Consider the following 19,156-nt stretch of genomic DNA (forward strand, 5'->3'; position numbering starts at 1 on the left):
AGGCTACAAGCGCCGGCGAGCCCCGGACCTCAGCGGCGTACCTCGCAGCTCGTCCTCCTCTCCGCCTGGCAGGTGTCGCGGCCCTGGCGGCCGTTGGCGCTGTCCCGCCCCGGACCGCCGACCAGCACGTCGCGACCAGCCGAGCCGACCAGCGTGTCGTTGCCGGGACCGCCGAGGAAGTGCGTGCGACGACCGTTGCCGCACTCGACCCGGGCTCCGTCGGGGGTGTTGATGAAGGCGGTGATCTCGTCGCGTCCACCGAGTCCGTGCACCGTGGCACGGCAGGCGTTGACCTCGAGGTCGTTGGTCCGGCGGGTGCCGGTGAGCGTGACGACCGATGAGGCGAGGCGGGCATCCTCGAAGCTGTTGGCCTCAGCGCGGACCGCCTTCCTGCCGGAGCCGGCCGTCAGCCTCTCGCGAGCCAGGTCGAGATCGACCCGCGACCGGGAGCCGGCGACGAGCTCGTCGACGCCGTCGCCACCGCTGAAGCTGCTCCTCCTCGCGAAGAGCCCGACGCTCAGCCGGTCGTCGCCGCCGCGGAGGGCGACCCTCTGCGTGACCCTCGCGCTGGTGTTCCACCCCAGGCTGACGCTCTCGTCCCGGTTGCTGCCCAGGATCGTGACCTGGCGCAGGGTGCTGTAGCCGCGCACGGAGAACCCGGTGAACCCGTCGAGGTCGAGCCTGGGGCCGGGGCCCGTCGACAGATAGCCGGCCCCGGTGTCGATCTTCAGCCGGGCGACCTCGTTGGCGTAGAGCATCTGGAACGTGCTGCCGGTGCCTGCGTGGGCGACGCTCGTCGCCGTGGGGATGCCGCTCCAGAAGAGCTGGAGCTCGCCTTCGCCACGGATCTCGTCGGCGTTCGTCTCGCCACCCTCTCCGGAGGAGACGCTGTCGAACCCGCCGCTGCCGAGGTCGATGACGTCACGCTCCGTGTCGCGGTCGTCGTCCTCGCCGCCGGTGACGCTCTCCCCGTTCGCGGAGCCGCGGTAGGTGTCCGCTCCGGCTCCGAGCGTCGCGCTCACGCCCCCGGTCGCGAGCGTGGCGTCGACGACGTCGTCGCCCGCGCCGGCGTAGACATCGGTGTAGGTGTCGCCCGTGACGCAGATCAGGTCGTTGCCGCCCAGCGCGTTCACGGTGAGCGCGTCGTCGGCGACGATGACGTCGTCGCCCTCCGTGCCGGTGACCGTGCCGGTCCCGGAGATCGTGGCGGTGACACCGGGACAGGTCACCGCGGCCGTGGCCGGACCTGCGGGCGCGAGCAGCGTCAGGCCGAGCAGGGCGGCAGCGGGCAAGGTGGTGGTGCGGAGCATGTGGTCCCCCAGGGTCGATGTCGCGACACGGTACGTCGGGGTGTGATGCGAGCGGCGTGCCGAAAGTTGTCACGGATACCGTCCTCCCCATGACCGACCCGCTCGCCTGGCTCACCGACCTCGAAGGGGTCCGCTCGGCCTACGCCGGCACCCGGGACGGGATCGACGTGATGCTGCGCGACCGCGGCCTGCGTCGTACGTCGCCGGAGATGACCGCCGAGTCGTTGCTGCGCGGCGCCCACGCGAGCGCCGTCCTCGAGGGGTCGGTCTCCACGCTGGAGCACGTGCGGGCGGGGGAGACCGACGAGATCGCGACCGACGCGGTGCGGCTGTCCGCCTCGATGCTCGCGCTCGCGCCACTGCTCAAGACCGCGCCGCTCCAGGCGATCGCGCGGCTGCACGCCGTCGTCGGGTCGGCGGCGCTGGGACCGGACGAGCTGGGCCGCCCGCGCGACGCCGCCTCGGCCGACCGGCTGCGCGGGGTCGCCGAGCTCCTGCTCTCGAAGACCGAGGCGCCCGCCCTGCTGGTGGCCGCCATCGCCCACGCCGACGTCGCGACGGCCGCGCCCTTCGCCTCGCACAACGGGATCGTGGCCCGGGCCCTCGAGCGGCTGGTGCTGGTCTCGCGGGGCGTCGACGCCAAGTCGCTCGTCGTGCCGGAGGCCGGGCACCTGGCCCACCGGGCGGCGTACGAGTCGAACCTCCGCGCCTACCGCGACGGCGGGCCGAGCGGGGTGCACGCATGGGCGCTCTACGGCGCCGAGGCGTTCTCGGCGGGTGCCGAGGCGTCGCCACTCGTCCACGCTGGTTGAGGTGGGAGCGCAGCGGGCCTCGAGACCCCCTCGCATGCGAGCGGCACCCGCTCACGAGGATCGGGTGCCGCCGCTGACACGTGCCTTGGGCTACCAAGTGCACTCGCAAGTCGCCGCCCTCGAGAAGATCTCGAATGGCTAGCACCCCATCGGATGGGTTGATCGCCGCGTGGGTACCCGCTGCACGTGTTGTCTGTGGAGTTCCTGCTTCAGTTCTAGTCCTGCCCGGCGGCGTCCACAAGGGTTGACTTTGGGGGTGGCCGGTGGGTGCCGCTCAGGCGCCGAGGTCCCGCTTGCGACGGTTGGCCCAGATGACGCCACCGGCGGCCACGGCGCCCCCGACGGCGAGCGCGGCGAGGGTCGGCCTGGCCGGCGGGACGGGGAAGCGCGGGCGGAGGGCGACCGGCCGGACGAAGGCCAGCACCGGCCACTCCTCGGTCGTCGCGATGCGGCGCAGCTCCCGGTCGGGGTTGACCGCGAAGGGGTGCCCGACGACCTTCAGCATGTGCACGTCGGTGACGGAGTCGCTGTAGGCGTAGCACTCGGCGAGGTCGTAGCCGACGGTCTCCGCGAGGTGCTCGATCGCGCGGGCCTTCTCCTCGGCGTAGGCGTAGTAGTCGATGTTGCCGGTGTACTTCCCGTCCGTGATCTCCATCCGCGTCGCGATCACGCGGTCGGCGCCGAGCAGCTGGCCGATCGGCTCGACCACCTCGGCGCCGGAGGCGGAGACGATGACGATGTCGCGACCGGCCTGGCGGTGCTCCTCGATGAGGGTGACGGCCTCGTCGTAGACGAGCGGCTCGACGATGTTGTTGAGGGTGTCGTGGACGATCTCGCGCACCGTGGCGACGTCCCAGCCGGCGCACAGCTGCGACATGAACTCGCGCATCTTGTCCATCTGGTCGTGGTCGGCGCCGCCGGTGAAGAAGACGAACTGGGCGTACGCCGAGCGCAGCATCGCGCGCCTCGAGATGAGCCCGCCCGCCTGGAACTCGCGGCTGAAGGCCAACGTGCTCGACTTGGCGATGATCGTCTTGTCGAGGTCGAAGAAGGCCGCGGTGGGGCGGGTCATGCGTTCATCGTAGGGGCCTGCGGGCCGTCTTCCGGGGCCAACTGGCGTCCACAGGCGGGCTTCCGTGCTGGTTGTCCACACGCTGCGGGTCCTCGCCCTTCCTGCCGTCGGTGCGGACGTCGACGCTGGTCGGCATGCCTGTCCTCCTCGTCACCTCGTCCTCCTCGCTCCACGACTCCGTCGTCCCCCTGTGCGCGGCGGCCGGCGTCGAGGCCCGGGTCTGCGCCGATCCGGCGCTCGCCCTGGCTTCCTGGCACGAGGCCGACCTCGTGCTGGTGGGCGCCGCCGCCGCCTCGGCGGTCGCCGCACTGGCCCCTGCGCGGCGACCGGGTGTGCACGTCGTCGGCATCGCACCGGGCGACGCCGTCTTCAAGTACGCCGTGGAGCTGGGCGCCGCGTCGGTGATCGACCTTCTCGAGGCCGCCGAGTGGCTCGTCGACGTGCTGGCCGACGTGGGGGAGCGGGCCTCCCCGGGGCGGACGGTCGGGGTGGTGGGGGGTGTCGGTGGGGCGGGCGCCACGACGCTCGCCTGCGCGCTCGCCCAGTGGCACGCGGCCCACGCACCCGCCCTCCTGGTGGACGCCGACCCGCTGGGCCCCGGGCTCGACCGGTTGCTGGGGATGGAGGACCGGCAGGGGGTGCGGTGGGAGGCGCTGGTGGAGACCGCCGGCCGGCTCGGGGCGCGCGCGCTGCGGGAGAGTGTGCCGCGCCGCGACCACCTCGGCGTCCTGACGTGGTCCGGACTCCGACGGCGGCTCGACGTGCCGACCGTGCGCCGGATCCTGCCGTCGGCCGTGCGCGGCCACGACCTCGTGGTCCTCGACCTGGCTCGTCAGGGTGGTCCGGCGCTGGCGGAGCTGGTCGACCGGTGCGACGACCTGCTCGTCGTCACCCCCGCCACGGTGCCGGGGCTCGCCGCGACCGCGCGCCTGGTCGCCGACCTCGGGCGCGACGCCCGCGCTGGCCTGGTGGTGCGACCGGGCGGACTGAGCGATGCCGATGCCGCGCAGGTGACCGGGCTGCCCGTCGTGGCCGCGGTCGGCCACCAGCGCGGCCTGGCCGCCTCGGTCGATCGCGGGCTCGGCCCGCTGACGGGCCGAGGTCCGCTGGCCCGCGCCGCTCGCGACCTGCTCGCGGACGCGGCATGAACACCCCACGACGTTCTTCGCCTCCTCCGCTGCGCTCCTCCGCCGAACAACGTCGCGGGGACAGCGAATGAGTGCGCCCGTGTCGACCGCGGTCCTCGACGACGTACGCCGTCGGTTGGCCGGGTCAGCGGGCGAGCTGACGCCGCACCGGGTCGCGGAGGCGCTGCGCGCGTCGGGCTCGCCGGTGGGGGACGCCACCGTGCTGGCGGTGCACGACCTGCTCCGGCGCGACGTGCTCGGGGCGGGGCCGCTGGAGGAGCTGCTCCGGCTGGCGGACGTGACCGACGTGCTGGTCAACGGGCCCGAGGACGTCTGGATCGACCGTGGCGCGGGGCTGGAGCGGGTGGCGGTGGGCTTCCCGGACGAGGCCGCGGTGCGGCGGCTGGCCCAGCGGCTGGCGGCCTCGGCGGGGAGGCGGCTGGACGACGCGACCCCGCACGCCGACGTACGACTCCCCGACGGGACGCGGTTCCACGCCGTGCTGGCGCCCGTGGCCCGCTCGGGCACCGTGATCTCGCTGCGGGTGCCGCGCGGTCGGGTCTGGACGCTGCCCGAGCTGGTGACCGCCGGAGCGATCCCGCCCGACGGTGCCTTCCTGCTCGAGGAGGTGGTCGACGCGCGGTGCGCCTTCCTGGTCACCGGCGGCACCGGCACCGGCAAGACGTCGGTGCTCTCGGCGCTGCTGTCGCTGGTCGATCCCGGCGAGCGGATGGTGCTGGTCGAGGACGCCAGCGAGCTGCGCCCGGACCATCCGCACGTCGTCGCGCTGGAGGGGCGACCGGCCAACATCGAGGGAGCGGGGGAGATCTCGCTGCAGACCCTCGTCAGGCAGGCGCTGCGGATGCGGCCCGACCGGCTGGTGGTGGGCGAGGTGCGGGGGGCCGAGGATCCCCGCTAGAAGGTCTACCGGGCTCCCCCTCGCCCGAGAGCGCCTCCAGGACGGCCGCGTGCGGGACGGACCCGCGCATCTCCAGGACTGGCACCCCGTCGCGGACGTCGACCACCCTCGCCCTGAGGTCGAGGAGGTTGTAGAGGTCCCGCTGCTCCTCCAGGGTCAGGTTCTCCAGCCGTCGGCGGCCCTGCTCGGCGAGGGTGGCGAGCTGGTCGACGACGTGGCCCTCAGCCTCGGCCTCCGCCCGGGTGCGCCTCAGGGACGCCTGGTGCGCCCTCAGGGACTCGATCTCGCCCTGGATCTTGCCTGCCACGCGCTCCAGTGTCTCGGCGCTCACGCCGGCCCTGAGGACCGCCTCGACCTGGCGCTCCAGCTCCGCCTCACGCCGCTTGATCTCCGTCTCCAGCGACTCGACGGTGACGCCCTCGACCGCGGCGCCGGGCGCCGCCTGCCGCAGGCGCTCCTCCGACAGCCGCAGCAGGGAGGAGGGGTCGGACAGCAGCTCTATGACCGACTGGAGGACGACCCACTCCAGGTCGTCGCAGGGGATCCGCGGGCAGTCGCAGCGCTCGGTCTTGGCGGGGTTCTTTTTCCCGTTGGTGCACATGTACGAGCGGGTGTCGCGGTCGACCCGCCACGTCCCGAAGTAGGTCGCCCCGCACGCGCTCGTCAGGTGCTTCGACAGCGGGTAGACCTTGTTCGCCCGCCGCGGGCCGAGACGCGTGGCCTCCAGCGCCGCGAGGACGGCGGTGCGCTGCTCCTCCGTCACGATGGGGTCGAGTTGGATCCGGATCTCGTCGCCGTACTTGCCGGTCGTCCGGTGCTGGCCGCGGTTGCCCTTCTGCTTGGCCCACCCGACGCGGCCCGCCAGGGCCTCGTTCTCCATCGTCTGGCGGACGCGGACGTGCGTCCACTCGGCCGCCAGCCGGGGCTTGAACCCGAGCGCGTTGAGGCGCTCGGCCACCCTCGCGGTGGAGAGGCCGTCGTCGACCAGCAGGCGCGCGGCGAGGCGGGCGACGTCGGCCTCGCCCGAGCCGTCGGGCCTCGTGTCGGGGACGGCGACGCGCCCCGCCCTCGGGTGGACTGGGTCGACCGGCTCGGTCCTGTAGCCGTAGGGCGGACGGCCGCCTCCCCACAGGCCCTGGTTGAAGCGCTCGCGCTGGCCGCGCGCCATCTTCCTGACGAGCTGGCGCTTGAACAGTTTCGCCATCGAGCCCTGGAGGTCGAGCATGAACTCGTCCTCGTCGGTCTCCGCGATCTTGCCGGTCGAGAGCGGGAAGAGCTTCACCCCGGCGGCCTCCAGGGCGTTGCGGATCAGCACGTTGGGCATGAGGTCGCGGGCGAGGCGGTCCATGTGGTCGACCACGACGACGTCGACGAGGCCCGCCTCGCAGTCGGCGAGGAGCCGGTCGAGCTCGGGCCGGTTGAACAGGTCCCCCGACACCGCGTCGTGGTAGACCCTCGCGACGGCCCAGCCCTTCTCGGAGGCCTTCTCCTCGCACGCCTTGCGCTGGTACTCGGGGGAGGTTCCCTCCTCCGACTGCCGCAGGGTGGACGTACGCGTGTAGATCGCGGCCCTCATCCGGGCGCTAGCGCTGTTCATGGTGTCGTCGTCTCCTTCAGTCTCGACGGCACGAGGCGGTCTCCCTGGTCGGAGGCCGCCTCGCTTCTTCTTGGTCGAACGTGCCGCGCCGGTAGGCCCGGGGGGAACCTGCGCCCGCCACCCGGGCCTACCGTCGGCTCACAGCACGGATGCGGCTATCGCGTACTCGGCGGGGAGAACCTCCGCCCGGTCTGCGTCGGTCAGGCCTTCGGCGACGAGGGCAGCTTCTAGCCGGTCGCAGATGCCTCGCGTTTCGGCGATCCAGTCCAGCGGCACGCACTTGGCCCCCCTGTAGCCGTGCTCCTCGATCAGTCGGACTTGGGCCGTCAGCGCGTTGAGGGCGAGCGTCACGAGCCACTCTTCGCCCCACTCGTTGCGGACCTGCTCGACGACCTCCACGACGATGGCTGCCCGTACCAGCTCGTCAGTGAGCCTCTCGTCGTGCGCAGACGGATCGTCGTCGGGCGTCGGCCCGTGAACTGCGGTGAGTGCCTCTCGGAGCCGTCCGTCCAGGAACGTCCCGTAGCACGTCGGGAAGAACCCGACAGCGTCGTCGTAGGTGTCGATGACGATCCGCTCGCTTGTGCCCTGGTAGGCGGACCGCTCTTCTGGGTGGTGGGTGTGCTTCCGTGGCATGCCGTGCTCCTTCGCGATGGTAACTCTCATGATGAGAGTCTCATATGACGCAAGGATCAGACCACCACTTCACAGTCCTGTCAACTGCATGGTCTACTTCCGCCATGACGACCGCAGCCGAGCAACAACTTGAGAGCCGCATCTCAGTGCTTCGGGACGAGATCGCGGAGCGGGAGGCGGAGATCGCCGAGCGGTTGGCCGAGCTCCGCCCCATGGAGCAGACGCTCGCGTTCCTTCGTGGCGAGAAGCCGACGCCTGCCAGATCGCCTGTTCCTGACCAGCGGGCACGACGCCGCCGCGGCGCCCGCACCACCTTGATCCTCGAGTTGCTGGCAGGCGCGCCCGACGGAATGACCCGGTCCGAGCTGGCCAAGGAGCTGGGCGAGGAGGGCGAGGAGGACCTGTTGAGTAACGGCCTGTCGTACCTCAAGCGCAACGGGAAGGTCCGCCGCTCGGCGGACGGCAGGTGGTCCCTGCCGCAGTAGGTTCGGTACTGCTCCTTCCGAGCTGCAGTTGACCGAGAAGCCCCGCGACCCCCTCTCCAGGGTCGCGGGGCTTCTTCGTTCCCCGACTCGGTCGCGGCGGCGGGCGGAGCTGAAAAGTGGGCGAAGTTGGGCCCGTGGTGTCGTACTCTTCGGGTTGTCATCTACACCTACCGGATGAGAGCCTCATCCGGTACCACTCGGAAGGCCGACCCGAATGCCACGCCCCTACGTTCACCGCCCGCTGGCGCAGGCCGCGAGGCGCGCAGGACTCTCGCGCGCCGACCTCGCCAGCGAGCTCGGCGTCTCGCTGACGACGCTGTCCTACTGGTCGGCGCAGTACACGGCGATCCCGCGCAAGCACGTCGGCCGGCTGGCCGAGCTGCTGCGGCTCGGCCCCGCCGAGGTCGAGGAGATGAGCCGGCCGCGCGAGGGCGTGACCAACAACATTGCCGCGGTGATGGAGGAGCGCGGGCTCGGCCTCGCCGAGCTGGCCGCCCTGACCGGCTACACGCGCAAGAAGCTCCAGCCAATGGTCGCCGGGGTGACGTGGGTGCCGCCGCACGTGGCCCGAGCCCTGGAGGAGGCGCTCGGCATGCCCGCCGAGTACCTGACCGCGCCGAGCGGAGGCGACCGATGAGCCGCCGCGTCCGGTTCACCGACTGGATGGCCGAGGCCGGGTTCGACGGCTTGCCCGGCGGTTCCACCGCCGCCGCGGCGAGGGCCGAGGTCGCCTCCGACCCCGACGCCTGGTGGCACCTGACGCCGGACGAGGTCGACGGCTGCCACGCGCTCTACTGCTGGGAGCTCGGCCTGCCCATGCTCGCGTCGGTGTCCGTGAGCCCGATGGACGAGGGCTCGACGCGCTCGCTGGCCGGCTTCGTGATCGGCGCCGCGTCGTGAGCGCCGCGGAGCCACACGGCTACTACGACCTGCCGCCCCGCGAGTTCGTCGAGCGCCCCACCTTCGCCGCGTGGCTCAGGCTCCAGGGCTTCGAGGACGTGCCCGAGTTCGGCGGCTACGACGCCGTGCTGGAGCACACGTCCGACGCCGGCCTGCTGGCCCGCTTCGACGACCTCCGGGCCGAGTACCTCAGCTCGACCGGCCTCGGCGGGGTGGGCCTGTGAGCACCCTCAGCCGCGAGGAGGTCCAGCGGGCGCTGCAGGAGCGGTGCCCCCGCGACGACGAGGGGCGGCTGTACTGCCCCGAGCCCGACCTCCACGAGGCGGGCGAGTACCGCCTCGTCGTCGGGCCGACGGGCGTCCCCCTGTGCCAGGCGCCCGAGCCCTGCGACCCGCTGTCCGTCCTGATCCTGGCCGGGATGACCGCCGCCGACGCCCTCCGGGTAATCGCCCCGGAGGACGTCCACGAGCCCGAGGTCGAGGCCCGCGAGTTCGACGACGACATCGACAACGCGCACCTGCTCCGTGACCTCCACGGCGGACGGCTCCGGTGGGTCCCGACCCGGAAGACGTGGCTCGCCTACGTCGGCACGCACTGGAGGGAGGACCTCGGCGGCACCGCAAAGCGCCACGCCATGGACACCGCACGCAGCCTCGCCGGGCGCGCATCCAGGGAGCCCAACCCCGAGCGGCAGGCCCGGATGTGGCGCCGCGCCCAGAACTCCGCCAGCCGCTCGCGAGTCGAGGCGATGATGGAGCTCGGCAAGGCGCTCCTGGAGGTCGGCGAGGAGGAACTCGACTCCGACCCGTGGCTGCTGAACGTCCTCAACGGGACGCTGCACCTGAGGACGGGCGAACTGCTGCCGCACGACCCGCGCGACCTGCTGACCAGGGTCGCCCCGGTCCTCTGGGACCCGGCGGCTACCTCCCCGCGCTGGGACCAGTTCCTGGCCTCGTCGATCCCCGACGAGGACGAGCGGGCATTCCTGCGCAGGCTGGCCGGCTACACCCTGACCGGCGTCGCGACGGAGGAGCGCTTCTTCGTCGTCCACGGCCCCGCCGGGTCGGGCAAGTCGACGTTCGTCGACGCCCTGACCGCCACGCTCGGCCAGTACGCGGCCACCGCCGACCCGGCGCTGTTCCTCAAGTCCCAGCGCCCGACCGACGACGCCAACCGCGCCAACCCCGCGCTGGTCCACCTCGTCGGCCGCAGGCTGGCGGTCTCGACCGAGCCGCCGAGGGGCCGCTCGTGGGACGAGGGCCTGATGAAGCGCCTGACCGGCGGCGACGCCATGACGACCCGCCAGAACTACGGCTCGACGTTCGAGTTCACCCCGCAGTTCACCCTGCTGGTCGTCGGCAACTCGCGCCCGCCGGTCGAGGACGACTCGGGCGGCGCGATGAGCAGGCGCCTGGTCGAGGTCCCGTTCCCCGTCCCGGCGGGCGACAGGCGCGACGACTCGCTGAAGGCGGAGCTGCGCGACCCCGAGCGGTCGGGCGCGGCGATCCTCGCGTGGGCGGTCCGGGGCTGCCTGGAGTGGCAGGCGGGCGGTCTGGCGATCCCCGAGACCGTCCGGGCCGCGACCGACGAGTACTGGGCCGAGCAGGCCGACAACGACCCGGTGCAGGCGTTCCTCCACGAGCACTACGAGGCCGCGGAGGGCGGGGAGCTCGTGCCGCAGGCGAGGCTGGCCGGCCAGTACCGCGACTGGGCGCGGCCGCAGGACCGGATGAGCACGACGGCGCTCAACAAGCGCCTGGAGGCGCTCGGCCTCACGAGGAGGAAGTCGTACGGCATCTGGTCGTGGGAGGGCCTCAGGCAGCTCCCGGTGGTCGTAGAGCCGGTGCAGACCGTGACCTGGGCGCAGCTGCTCGCCAGCGCCGAACCGGTGGTGAACGCGTGACCGGGCTCGTGGACCCCGGCGACCCAGGGCAAGAAAACAAGCCCTCAGGGCAAGAACTGGAGCAAGTAGTTCAGAAAGAACTCCTAGGGAGAGTTTCCCGAGTACCCGCCCCAGGGGCAAGAAACCTGCCCGCGCCCAAACCGCAACGAGACGGCAACGACGAGAGGAACGAGCGATGAGCGCGGACGCGACCGGACCGACGGCGAAGGAGAGCGGCCAGACGGCCCGCGACGGCGGGGAAACCGCACGTGTGCGAACCGTCCTGGTCGACGGCTACGCGGTCGAGGTCCAGCGGGGGTGGAACCACCTGCCCGACGGGCGGCGGCTCTGGCTGTACCCCGACGGCACCTGGCAGGTCAACGGCCGGGCGAGGCCGAGCGAGGAGACCGACGGCGCCCCGAAGGCAATGGACGCGGTAGGCCGGGCGGGGAACCAAGGATCGGTCGGTGGGCTGAGCCCCATCGTCCGCGGCCACACCGTCACCGTCACCCACGGCGCCTGGTCGTCCCGGCGGGTCGACCCGCTGGCGGCCGAGCTCATCGAGACGGCCGTCTCGGCGGTCTCCTGGCTGAGCGACCCCACCTACCGGCCCGCCGTGACCAGCTGGGCGAGGGCGGAGGCCCGCTGCCAGCTGCTGGCCGAATACCTGGACCGCGAGGGGATCCTCGACCCGGCGACCGGCGAGCCCAGGCCCGCGCTGGCCGCGGCCGAGAAGCAGGAGCGGCTGGCGATCCAGCAGCGCCAGCGGCTCGGCCTGGACCCCGCGTCGAGGGCGCAGCTCGAGTCGACGCTGACCTCGGCGGCCGTCGGCCAGCACGCCCTGGAGGACGCGATCCGGAGGGGCCAGGAGGCGCTGGACCGGCGGACGGCGGGCGACCCCACCGGCCAGGAGGCCCGCCAGGAGCCGCCGGGGCAGCCTCCGGGCTCCGACCGCGGCCAGGGAGCGCAAGTGCCAGGGCCGACCGGCCCGGGGACCCCAGGGGACCACCGGTGAGCCCGCTCTTCCGCGAACGGCGGCTGGAGCTGCTGCACCGCCGGGACCAGGCGCTCGCCCTGCTGCTGACCTTCGTGTTCGACGACGACGGGCGCACGCTCGGCGACGTCCTGATCGACCGCCAGATCGCCGACCTGAGGGACGTCCTCGACGAGTCCGCCGAGCGCTTCCACCTCCAGCTCAAGCCCAGGGGCGCGGGCAAGTCGGACCTCGTCGGCGCGGCCATGCTGGCGATCGCCCTGGTGCAGGCCCCGTCGGACGCCCGGATGTACGTCGCCAGCGCCGACAGGGACCAGTCGCGGCTGGTCGTCGACTCGATGCGGTCCTACGTCCGCCGCACCCCGCTCCTGCGCCAGGAGTTCGACGTCCGGGCCTACGAGGTCGAGTGCAGGCGCAACGGCGTCGTGATCGAGGCGCTGGCCGCCGACACCGCGGGCTCGGCGGGCCTGCGGCCCTACGTCCTTGTGCTCGACGAGCTCTTCCAGTGGGAGGCGGTCCAGCGCAGGGTCCAGGCGTTCTACGAGTTCCTCGTGACGTCCGTCCCGAAGGTCGAGGGCGCCCGCATCGTCGCGATCTCGACGGCGCCACACCCCGACCACGGCTTCGCGCCCCTCGTCGAGCAGGCCAGGACCGACGCGCTGTGGAAGCTCAGCTGGTGGACCGCCGTCGACGGGCTCGCGCCCGCGCCGTGGCAGAGGGCCGACGAGATCCAGTCCATCCGGGCCAGCCTCAGCGAGGGCGCCTACCGGCGGCTGTACCTCAACGAGATGGTCGCCGGGTCCGACGAGCCCCTCGGCACCCCCGCCCAGCTGCGCGGCCTCTTCCGCCCGTCCGTCGTCCCGCCCAGGGTCTCGGGCCGGGTCCGCTACGCGCTGGGCCTGGACCTCTCCGTGACCGGCGACAAGTCGGCCGCGGCGGTCGCCCACCTGGAGCAGGGCGAGGGCGGCTCGCAGGTGGTGGTCGTCGACCGGCTGCTGGTGTGGTCGCCGACGAAGGCCGCGCCGCTGAGCCAGGACCGCGTCCTGTCCGAGCTGCTCGGGCTCGACGAGCTGTACGCCTTCACGGTGAACGCCGACGCCTACCAGTCGCTCGGCCTCCTGGAGCGACTGCGGCGGCACGGCGTCCTGACGGACGTCTTCAACTACACGCCCAAGTCCAAGTCGCGGCTCGGCGCGATGGACCTGACCCTGGTCCGCGAGGGCCGGTGGTCGCTCCCGCCCGACCCGGACCTGGTCGCCGACCTCAACGAGGCCACGGTCGTGGACCGGCCCGACGGCTCGTTCTTCGTCCAGGTCCCGCGGTCCAGCCGCGGCCACGGCGACGCGCTGTCCGCCGTCGAGCTCGCCAGCGAGTGGCTCCTGACGAACCAGCCCCGCGTCGCCCGCTCCGGCGGCAACTGGCTCGGGGGCGCGGGCGGCTGGGACCGGGGGGCGGGGACGCGGGACCTGCCCGACGAGGGCAGCCCCCACAGGTTTGGCGGACTGACAGAGCAGGAGTACCGCCGCACCCGGCTCGACGCCCGGCACGCCGGGGGCGGCGACCCGCGGCTGGCCGGTCGCCGGTGACCGCAACGACGCAACGCAACAACGCAACGACCCAACCAGAGAAGGAGAAAGCAATGACGCAGGACCAGGACGAGAAGCCCGACGCGGAGCTGACCCCGTTCGAGCGGGGCGCCCGCATCGCGCGGCAGCGCGGCGCCGGGCACGACTTCCGGGTGGACAACCGGGCGCGCCCCGCGGGCGAGCTCGCCCCGCGAAGCCCCCGCGACGAGCGGGAGGGGGAGGGCCAGTGAGGCGCGACCTGCACCCCGTCGTCGCGGGGCACCAGCACTGGGGGGCGTTCGAGCGGGAGGCGGACAAGCTCGCGAAGGCCGAGGCCAAGGAGGCCACCCGGCGCGGCGCGGCGGAAGCGGAGCGCCGCGAGCACGAGCGCAGGCTCGACGAGTACCACCGCGAGGTCGAGGCGGCCGTCGTGGAGGGGCGCGAGCCGGAGGCCAAGTACCCCGGCCCGGTCCCCGAGGAGGCCCCGCGGCGGGCCAGCGCGGCGCAGCTCTTCATCGCGAAGCGGGACGAGCTCAACGCGATGACCCGCTCGTGGGCAGCGCGGAAGGCCGACGAGCTGGAGGACGCCGTCGCGGCGAGGGAGGCACAGCTCAACGCAGAGGCGGAGCTGGCGCTGGCCGCGCTGGAGTCCGCCGTCGCGGAGATGGCCCAGCTCAGGGACACGCTCGGCTGGGTGAGGGTCTGCGCCGGTAGGGCGCAGCCCGTCGGGCTCACGCCGACGCTGCCCAACTTCCTCACGGCCCGTGCCGAGGGGTTCAGCCTCGTGAGCGGCATCCAGGAGCGCGGGGCGACGTCGCTCCCCATGAACCTCGACCACGTCGACGTCTCCTGACGCCGGCGTGAGGACCGACGAGGAGAGGGGGTGAACACATGAGCAACGTCATCCAGCAGGGCGCGACCACGGTCGCCCCGGCGGGCACGAAGGCCCTCACTGCCGACGACAAGGCGTGGGTGGCCTCGCTGCCGACGGCCGCACCAGCGCTGACGGCTGCCGAGCGCAAGCGCCTGGAGATGATCCGGGACTCGGCGAACGGGGTCGAGCCCCGGACGCACGCAAGGGCGCTGCAGGTGCTGGCGGCCTGAGAACGAGAGAGGCCCCGAACCCATCGGCTCGGGGCCTCTCTCTAACGCGTCGCGCGGGACGCGGGGTCATTCCGCGGCGGCGGACTCTCGCTCGGCGCGCTTCTTCGCGGCGTAGCGGCGGCTCGCCTCGCGGGCCTTCTCCCTCCTCTCGTCGGAGGACCGGTACGCGCGGGTGTAGTGCATGGAGCACATACCCCTCGACGTCGCGGCGCGGTCGCAGTCCGCGTCCGAGCACGCGGCGCCCTGGTTCTCGTACCTCGTCGGGGTCGTCGCCTTCCCGGCCTGCACGCGCCGGGTCTCCGCGACCTTGACGCCGTCTACGGCCACGAGGACCGGCGCGCCCAGCAGCCACTCGGGCTTGGGACGGCGGACCTTCCGCCGCGTCGCGTAGGCGGTCAGCTCGTCGAAGTCCTTCGTCTCCAGCTGCGTTCCGGCGTCGCCGAGGGCCATGAGCTGCTTGTACTCGTTCGCGTTCATCGGGGACCTCCCCAGGTCTCTGGCCGCCCCGAGTGGGCGGCACGTGAGAAACCTGTCGAGCGGTCTCGGATTCGGGAGCCCCTCGTCGGCAACGTCTCGGCTACGGTCCTCGCGTGGACCTGAGCAACTTGGAGTTCTTCGGACTGGCCGTCACGTCGGGGGCGGTGGCGGGTGTGGCGAACCAGGTCGCCCGGTTCGGCCACGACTGGCTGGCCCGCCGCGGGCAGGCGAAGCAGCAGACCGCCCAGCTAGAACACCAGCGAACACTCCAGACGGAGCAACTCAACCACCAGAAGGCGCTCCAGCAGGAGCAGCGCTCCCACGAGGCCAGACTCAGGTTGGAGGGCTTCTTCTTCGACGCGAGGAAGGAGTTCCTCCCCCTCGCGATGGAAGCAAACGACTGGATCGATTGGGAGTTCGCCGATCGCTTCGGCGGGGAGGTCGACTACTACATCCTGGACCGCCAGCGTCCGAAGCTCGGGAGCGCCGGGGAGGCGGTGGCGGCGCTCCTGCGCGTCGCTGGAGAGCACCCCAGCGCGAACGTCCGCCAGCGCGCCCGACGGATCGGCGACGGCATCGACGGCGCCTTCAACATGCCGGACCCCAACACTGGCCGAGCCGAGCCGAGCGACGAGCAGATGCGCGAGTGGATGGGCGCGGCCGACGACCTCATTCTGTCGATGCACGACCCAGACTTCCCGGCCCTCTGATAGCAAGCGTCAAGCGGTCGGCGCGAGCCTCTCGTCTGCAACGAGCAGTCCGTGGCCAATGGCAGCCGGGCGTGGGAGACTGCCCGCCCGACCAAGCAGGGGGAATGAACATGCAGGACGGCCCGCTCTTCTCTGGCCAGAACATCGACGCATTGCGGAGCACCTCCCGGCAGCGCCTCGACAAGGCGCTGGCCGGTATCGGCACCGTGAAGGAGTGCGACGACCCAGCGACCGCAGCGAGGCTCCTCAAGGACGCGCAGCTCGAGCTCCCGGAGCTCGACCGCGACAAGACCACGCTGACGCCCAGCGAGGAGGAGGGGAACAACCTGACGATCACCGCGGGCTTCCCGGTGCCGCAGGGCTGGTCCCTGCTCGAAGTCAGGCCCAATAACTTCACTCTGAGCCCTCCGGTTGGCCGGGTCGACCGCTACTCGGTGGCGTCGGGGACGCCTGTCCTTCTCATCAGCAGGTCCTTCCCCCGCGGCACGAGCCCCGACGCCATGAAGGCATGGGCGCGCAAGGAGGCCGACGTGGTGGACCGGTGGATCGAGTGGCTCGCGGTCGATGTGCGGATGCACAACGCCGGACTTGAGGAGCGGATCGCCGCGGGGCTGGCCGAGCGGAAGCGCCAGCTCCAGGACATCGACGACCTGCGCGACGGCCTCAGCGGCGGCATCTAGCCGTGTGGAGGCCCCTCAGTCCCGGACGGATCCGTTGAGCCGGTCCGAGACCTTGTTGATGTAAAGGTACGAGTCGTACAGCTTGAAGATCACGAGCATGAACAAGATGGCGACGTGAGCGCCCACGGCGACGACGATTCCGCACGCCCAGCCGCCCAGAGAGCCGTCCGTCGCGTTCGACGTGGACTGGCCGACGATGATGGCGACGATGCCGACGACGGACCAGAAGGCCGCGACGAGCACGTTCGTCACGGCCTCGTCGAGCGAGTCGCGGTCCGACGCCTCGGACTCCGCGAAGAGGCGCTCGCGGTCGGTGAGCCGCTCCCGCCAGACGGCGATCTGGGCAAAGACAGCGAGCATGCCGCCGACCAGCAGTGCGAGGCCGGCCAGGAGCGCGTCGGGGCTCTTCAGGGCGAAACCCGACACGCCGGCCACCACGCCCAGGGCAAGCGGCACGAGGTAGACGACTGCGCGGATGACGACGTCCGCGCGGGTCGAGTTACTCGTTCGCAGCGTGAGCACCTTCCACTGGCCGCGGAACAGATCCCGTGGGTCCAGTCGGTCGCTCATCTCACTGCTCCACCCTCATCGCTACCACTCTACGTCGAAGTCGAGGTTCCCACCGAGCACCGACAACCGGGTCAGAATCTCGGACTTCCAGCCGTCGGGCGTCGTCCTGGAGTCGCTGCCCGTGGGGTAGATGAAAACATCGTCGAGCTGCCACGGCTTGATCCGCTGCCCCGTCTTCCCGTCAGTTAGGTAGACGTCTGCCTCATCGGGGTCCAGATCCCCGACTCCCGCGATCTCAGAGAGAATGCCGACACTTTCGGCCTTCGCCTTCTTGTCGCCCAGCAGCCACTTCTTCGCCTCGTCGAGAAGCTTGCCACGCTCATCCGACCGGTCCAGCTGCGCCACGATCGTCAGCGGGGTCTGGTAGCGCTTGTCCGTCGTCGTCTTGCCCTTGCGCTTCAGGCGGATCTCGGCCTTCTTGCTGTTCGCGATCAGGTCGGAGAGCCGCTTGTCGTCAGACAGGGGCTCGGCTCTCATCCGCCACCAGGGCTGGGTTCCCCCGTTGGTCTTGGACTGCTTGCCGATCCACTGCGCAACCGCGAGCCCGGGGCACGAGCGGTCCACGTCCTCGGCGATGAGCAGGCCCTGATCGCCGGACTTCGGCAGGAGGATCTCGACGCGGTAGGGGTGCGACGGGGCGGCGCCCTTGATGTCCACGTCGGTCGGCCCGATCGCGAGGTCGTGCCCATCGACCGACCCGTAGCGGACGTTGACCGAGAAGTGAAGGCTGCCGGGCTGGGACCAGTCGATCAGCTTGATGGCGCGGTGCCCGCGCTCAGACGGGACCTCCGGGGTGACGTCCGAGCCGTCCTCCGCATTCCGAAGCGAGGGCATGGCCCAGCGGGTGCTCTGATCGGCCGTCAACTGGTCCAGCAGGCCGGAGAGCAGTTCGACGGCCGTCTTGTCGCCGAACTTGTCGTCCATGCTGAGCGGGCTGCGGCCCATCCCTTCGTGCAGTCCGAAGTAGTACATCCGGAAGCCGTATCCCATGACTCTCCCCCGTGGTGGCGTCTCGAAGTTTCATGGAGCCTAGACCTACGGCACCTTCACCGCCCGCGAAACGCCTGCGTACACCGGAACTGGCGCCAGGGAGCCCTCAGCCCGCGGCGCGCTCTCGCAGGTGCCGCTGGCAGAGGTCTGCCCGCTTCCCCGCCCTGCGCTTGTGGCCGAGATTCCTGCAGCCGTCGGTCTGGCACGCCTCGGCGTCGCTGGGGATGAGCTCGAACGGCGGGGCGATGCGCGACCGCCCGGCCCGCAGGTCGCCGACGGAGTAGCGCTGGTCCTGTTCAGCGGCCACCAGCGCGGCGACCTCCTCGGCGGGCACGCCCTCGTCCCGCGTGGCTTGCCGGAGCTTCTCTCGCTCGGTCTCGGTGGTCCCGCCCCAGACGCCCCAGCGCTCGTCGGCGCGGAGCGCATAAGAGAGGCACTCCTCTCTGACGGGGCAGGCGAGCAGGCAGAGCTGCGCCGCCTCGCGCTGCTCGCGGTTCGTCTCCGGGAACATGTCGTTCACGTCGACCCGCGAGCACGCGCCCCGCAGGCGCCAGTCCGCCAGCGCCTCGCCCCTTCGCGCCTCGGCGACCTTGGGCGGTGCCGCGAGGTGCCTGTCGACGGTCCGTTCCGCGTCGTCGTCCGCGTCGGAGCGGCGCCAGGGCGTCGGCCAGTCCCGCGCCCCGGGCGGGTAGATGGTCCGGCCGGTCACGGCCTCCTGCGCCGTCACGCGACCACCCGCTCGACGTGGAACGGGAAGGCGGAAACGCCGGTAGACCTTTGCGCGTGGATCTGAGGTCGTCGACCTCCTCGCGGCGCTCAACACCGGTCACGGCGGGGGGTGCGGCACGCTCCACGCCAACTCGGCCGCGGACGTCCCGGCCCGGATCGAGGCCCTGTCGCTGGCCGCCGGGCTGCCGCGCGAGGCGGCGCACAGCCAGCTGGCCGCAGCCCTCGACGTGGTCATCCACCTCGCCCGGGGACGCGACGGCCGGCGTCGGATCGTGGAGCTCGGCGTGCCCGAGCGCGACGACACCGGACTGGTCACGCTGCGGACGGCGGCGACCTTCGAGCCGGACCGCGTCGTGCGCGGGCCGGCCGCCGGCAGGCTCGCCGCACGTCTGGGGTCGGTGGCCTGGTGAGCGCGTGGCTCGCGGCGCTGCTGGCGGCCATGGCGTTGGCGGTCTGGGTGCCGGCGGCGCCTGCTCCTCACCGGCCCCGGAGGTCAGGTCGGGAGTGGCCGACCGCGCTGCCCGGCCTGGGCAGGAGACGGGAGACGGCCGCCGACCGGGCGGCGGTGCTCGAGGTCTGCGACCTGGTCGCCGCCGA

23 protein-coding genes and 2 pseudogenes are annotated in these 19,156 nt (G+C 72.1%); 17 read left to right on the forward strand and 8 right to left on the reverse strand.

Annotated elements, in window-relative coordinates; translation table 11 throughout:
* Window positions 1-29: 29 nt before the first annotated feature.
* Window positions 30-1,310, reverse strand: coding sequence for a hypothetical protein (locus JWN97_RS00405; RefSeq protein ID WP_297616433.1), 1,281 nt, complete (start codon window positions 1,308-1,310; stop codon window positions 30-32).
* 89 nt (window positions 1,311-1,399) lie between these two features.
* Between JWN97_RS00405 and JWN97_RS00410 the strand changes: the two genes are divergently transcribed.
* Window positions 1,400-2,122, forward strand: coding sequence for an oxidoreductase (locus JWN97_RS00410; protein WP_297616437.1), 723 nt, complete (start codon window positions 1,400-1,402; stop codon window positions 2,120-2,122).
* A 274-nt stretch (window positions 2,123-2,396) separates the two neighbouring features.
* On the opposite strand, the gene JWN97_RS00415 is transcribed toward JWN97_RS00410, so the two are convergent.
* On the reverse strand, window positions 2,397-3,194 hold the full coding sequence (locus JWN97_RS00415) for an HAD-IB family hydrolase (protein ID WP_297616440.1): 798 nt from the start codon (window positions 3,192-3,194) through the stop codon (window positions 2,397-2,399).
* A gap of 134 nt (window positions 3,195-3,328) precedes the next feature.
* On the opposite strand from JWN97_RS00415, the gene ssd reads away from it, so the two are divergent.
* Both ssd and JWN97_RS00425 read left to right on the forward strand, forming a co-directional pair.
* Complete coding sequence (gene ssd, locus JWN97_RS00420) at window positions 3,329-4,342, forward strand: septum site-determining protein Ssd (protein WP_297616443.1); 1,014 nt, start codon at window positions 3,329-3,331, stop codon at window positions 4,340-4,342.
* A gap of 79 nt (window positions 4,343-4,421) precedes the next feature.
* Window positions 4,422-5,240 carry a TadA family conjugal transfer-associated ATPase gene (locus tag JWN97_RS00425; protein WP_363321232.1) on the forward strand — a complete coding sequence of 273 codons (819 nt, stop codon included), beginning with the start codon at window positions 4,422-4,424 and terminating at the stop codon, window positions 5,238-5,240.
* Here JWN97_RS00425 and JWN97_RS00430 read toward each other — a convergent pair.
* On the reverse strand, window positions 5,167-6,837 hold the full coding sequence (locus JWN97_RS00430; RefSeq protein WP_363321233.1) for a recombinase family protein: 1,671 nt from the start codon (window positions 6,835-6,837) through the stop codon (window positions 5,167-5,169). The genes JWN97_RS00425 and JWN97_RS00430 overlap by 74 nt on opposite strands.
* Window positions 6,838-6,975: 138 nt before the next feature.
* Window positions 6,976-7,503 carry a hypothetical protein gene (locus JWN97_RS00435; protein WP_297616446.1) on the reverse strand — a complete coding sequence of 176 codons (528 nt, stop codon included), beginning with the start codon at window positions 7,501-7,503 and terminating at the stop codon, window positions 6,976-6,978.
* Between the two features lie 74 nt (window positions 7,504-7,577).
* On the opposite strand from JWN97_RS00435, the gene JWN97_RS00440 reads away from it, so the two are divergent.
* From JWN97_RS00440 to JWN97_RS00485, 10 genes are all read left to right on the forward strand, one after another.
* Complete coding sequence (locus JWN97_RS00440) at window positions 7,578-7,958, forward strand: hypothetical protein (RefSeq protein ID WP_297616449.1); 381 nt, start codon at window positions 7,578-7,580, stop codon at window positions 7,956-7,958.
* Window positions 7,959-8,172: 214 nt separating this feature from the next.
* Window positions 8,173-8,595, forward strand: a complete 423-nt coding sequence (locus JWN97_RS00445) for a helix-turn-helix transcriptional regulator (protein ID WP_297616452.1) — start codon at window positions 8,173-8,175, stop codon at window positions 8,593-8,595.
* Entirely contained in the window at window positions 8,592-8,858 is a 267-nt protein-coding gene (locus tag JWN97_RS00450; RefSeq protein ID WP_297616455.1) for a hypothetical protein, read from the forward strand. Before JWN97_RS00445 ends, JWN97_RS00450 begins: the two co-directional genes overlap by 4 nt.
* Complete coding sequence (locus JWN97_RS00455; protein WP_297616458.1) at window positions 8,855-9,082, forward strand: hypothetical protein; 228 nt, start codon at window positions 8,855-8,857, stop codon at window positions 9,080-9,082. Before JWN97_RS00450 ends, JWN97_RS00455 begins: the two co-directional genes overlap by 4 nt.
* Complete coding sequence (locus JWN97_RS00460) at window positions 9,079-10,761, forward strand: phage/plasmid primase, P4 family (protein WP_297616461.1); 1,683 nt, start codon at window positions 9,079-9,081, stop codon at window positions 10,759-10,761. The genes JWN97_RS00455 and JWN97_RS00460 overlap by 4 nt, the downstream gene beginning before the upstream one ends.
* A 175-nt stretch (window positions 10,762-10,936) precedes the next feature.
* The gene (locus JWN97_RS00465) at window positions 10,937-11,755 is read left to right on the forward strand and encodes a hypothetical protein (protein ID WP_297616463.1); all 819 of its coding nucleotides are present in this window, start codon (window positions 10,937-10,939) and stop codon (window positions 11,753-11,755) included.
* Entirely contained in the window at window positions 11,752-13,320 is a 1,569-nt protein-coding gene (locus JWN97_RS00470) for a terminase large subunit (protein WP_297616465.1), read from the forward strand. The genes JWN97_RS00465 and JWN97_RS00470 overlap by 4 nt, the downstream gene beginning before the upstream one ends.
* Before the next feature lie 53 nt (window positions 13,321-13,373).
* Window positions 13,374-13,550: a hypothetical protein gene (locus tag JWN97_RS00475; RefSeq protein ID WP_297616468.1), complete on the forward strand. Its 177-nt coding sequence runs from the start codon at window positions 13,374-13,376 to the stop codon at window positions 13,548-13,550.
* Window positions 13,547-14,152 (forward strand): hypothetical protein, encoded by a 606-nt coding sequence (locus JWN97_RS00480; protein ID WP_297616471.1) that lies wholly within the window; start codon window positions 13,547-13,549, stop codon window positions 14,150-14,152. Before JWN97_RS00475 ends, JWN97_RS00480 begins: the two co-directional genes overlap by 4 nt.
* Before the next feature lie 38 nt (window positions 14,153-14,190).
* Entirely contained in the window at window positions 14,191-14,403 is a 213-nt protein-coding gene (locus JWN97_RS00485; RefSeq protein ID WP_297616474.1) for a hypothetical protein, read from the forward strand.
* A gap of 66 nt (window positions 14,404-14,469) precedes the next feature.
* On the opposite strand, the gene JWN97_RS00490 is transcribed toward JWN97_RS00485, so the two are convergent.
* A complete protein-coding gene (locus JWN97_RS00490; RefSeq protein WP_297616477.1) occupies window positions 14,470-14,880 on the reverse strand; it encodes a hypothetical protein in 411 nt (136 codons plus the stop codon).
* Between the two features lie 113 nt (window positions 14,881-14,993).
* Here JWN97_RS00490 and JWN97_RS00495 point away from each other — a divergent pair, with 113 nt between their 5' ends.
* The gene (locus tag JWN97_RS00495) at window positions 14,994-15,590 is read left to right on the forward strand and encodes a hypothetical protein (protein WP_297616480.1); all 597 of its coding nucleotides are present in this window, start codon (window positions 14,994-14,996) and stop codon (window positions 15,588-15,590) included.
* A gap of 104 nt (window positions 15,591-15,694) precedes the next feature.
* Window positions 15,695-16,270, forward strand: a complete 576-nt coding sequence (locus JWN97_RS00500) for a hypothetical protein (protein WP_297616483.1) — start codon at window positions 15,695-15,697, stop codon at window positions 16,268-16,270.
* Between the two features lie 15 nt (window positions 16,271-16,285).
* Here the strand turns inward: JWN97_RS00500 and JWN97_RS00505 are convergent, their stop codons facing one another.
* From JWN97_RS00505 to JWN97_RS21160, 3 genes and pseudogenes are all read right to left on the reverse strand, one after another.
* A complete protein-coding gene (locus JWN97_RS00505; RefSeq protein WP_297616486.1) occupies window positions 16,286-16,840 on the reverse strand; it encodes a hypothetical protein in 555 nt (184 codons plus the stop codon).
* Between the two features lie 21 nt (window positions 16,841-16,861).
* Window positions 16,862-17,812, reverse strand: a complete 951-nt coding sequence (locus JWN97_RS00510) for a hypothetical protein (RefSeq protein ID WP_297616489.1) — start codon at window positions 17,810-17,812, stop codon at window positions 16,862-16,864.
* 367 nt (window positions 17,813-18,179) lie between these two features.
* A pseudogene (locus JWN97_RS21160) lies at window positions 18,180-18,653 on the reverse strand (WhiB family transcriptional regulator); the annotation flags it as partial.
* Between JWN97_RS21160 and JWN97_RS00520 the strand changes: the two are divergent.
* A pseudogene (locus tag JWN97_RS00520) lies at window positions 18,613-18,969 on the forward strand (ATPase, T2SS/T4P/T4SS family); the annotation flags it as partial. The pseudogenes JWN97_RS21160 and JWN97_RS00520 overlap by 41 nt on opposite strands.
* Window positions 18,966-19,156, forward strand: a 191-nt coding sequence (locus tag JWN97_RS00525) for a hypothetical protein (protein ID WP_297616495.1), incomplete at its 3' end; no start/stop codon positions are given. The pseudogene JWN97_RS00520 and the gene JWN97_RS00525, both read left to right, overlap by 4 nt.

The sequence above is a fragment of the Nocardioides sp. genome, assembly GCF_025965415.1.
GTDB lineage: Bacteria > Actinomycetota > Actinomycetes > Propionibacteriales > Nocardioidaceae > Nocardioides.

What these genes read in the sequence shown, in the direction of transcription:
- JWN97_RS00405 (WP_297616433.1), bottom strand. Translation starts at nt 1,310, where the DNA reads ATGCTCCGCACCACCACCTTGCCCGCTGCCGCCCTGCTCGGCCTGACG.
- JWN97_RS00410 (WP_297616437.1), top strand. Translation starts at nt 1,400, where the DNA reads ATGACCGACCCGCTCGCCTGGCTCACCGACCTCGAAGGGGTCCGCTCG.
- JWN97_RS00415 (WP_297616440.1), bottom strand. Translation starts at nt 3,194, where the DNA reads ATGACCCGCCCCACCGCGGCCTTCTTCGACCTCGACAAGACGATCATC.
- ssd (WP_297616443.1), top strand. Translation starts at nt 3,329, where the DNA reads ATGCCTGTCCTCCTCGTCACCTCGTCCTCCTCGCTCCACGACTCCGTC.
- JWN97_RS00430 (WP_363321233.1), bottom strand. Translation starts at nt 6,837, where the DNA reads ATGAACAGCGCTAGCGCCCGGATGAGGGCCGCGATCTACACGCGTACG.
- JWN97_RS00435 (WP_297616446.1), bottom strand. Translation starts at nt 7,503, where the DNA reads ATGAGAGTTACCATCGCGAAGGAGCACGGCATGCCACGGAAGCACACC.
- JWN97_RS00440 (WP_297616449.1), top strand. Translation starts at nt 7,578, where the DNA reads ATGACGACCGCAGCCGAGCAACAACTTGAGAGCCGCATCTCAGTGCTT.
- JWN97_RS00445 (WP_297616452.1), top strand. Translation starts at nt 8,173, where the DNA reads ATGCCACGCCCCTACGTTCACCGCCCGCTGGCGCAGGCCGCGAGGCGC.
- JWN97_RS00450 (WP_297616455.1), top strand. Translation starts at nt 8,592, where the DNA reads ATGAGCCGCCGCGTCCGGTTCACCGACTGGATGGCCGAGGCCGGGTTC.
- JWN97_RS00465 (WP_297616463.1), top strand. Translation starts at nt 10,937, where the DNA reads ATGAGCGCGGACGCGACCGGACCGACGGCGAAGGAGAGCGGCCAGACG.
- JWN97_RS00475 (WP_297616468.1), top strand. Translation starts at nt 13,374, where the DNA reads ATGACGCAGGACCAGGACGAGAAGCCCGACGCGGAGCTGACCCCGTTC.
- JWN97_RS00485 (WP_297616474.1), top strand. Translation starts at nt 14,191, where the DNA reads ATGAGCAACGTCATCCAGCAGGGCGCGACCACGGTCGCCCCGGCGGGC.
- JWN97_RS00490 (WP_297616477.1), bottom strand. Translation starts at nt 14,880, where the DNA reads ATGAACGCGAACGAGTACAAGCAGCTCATGGCCCTCGGCGACGCCGGA.
- JWN97_RS00500 (WP_297616483.1), top strand. Translation starts at nt 15,695, where the DNA reads ATGAACATGCAGGACGGCCCGCTCTTCTCTGGCCAGAACATCGACGCA.
- JWN97_RS00505 (WP_297616486.1), bottom strand. Translation starts at nt 16,840, where the DNA reads ATGAGCGACCGACTGGACCCACGGGATCTGTTCCGCGGCCAGTGGAAG.
- JWN97_RS00510 (WP_297616489.1), bottom strand. Translation starts at nt 17,812, where the DNA reads ATGTACTACTTCGGACTGCACGAAGGGATGGGCCGCAGCCCGCTCAGC.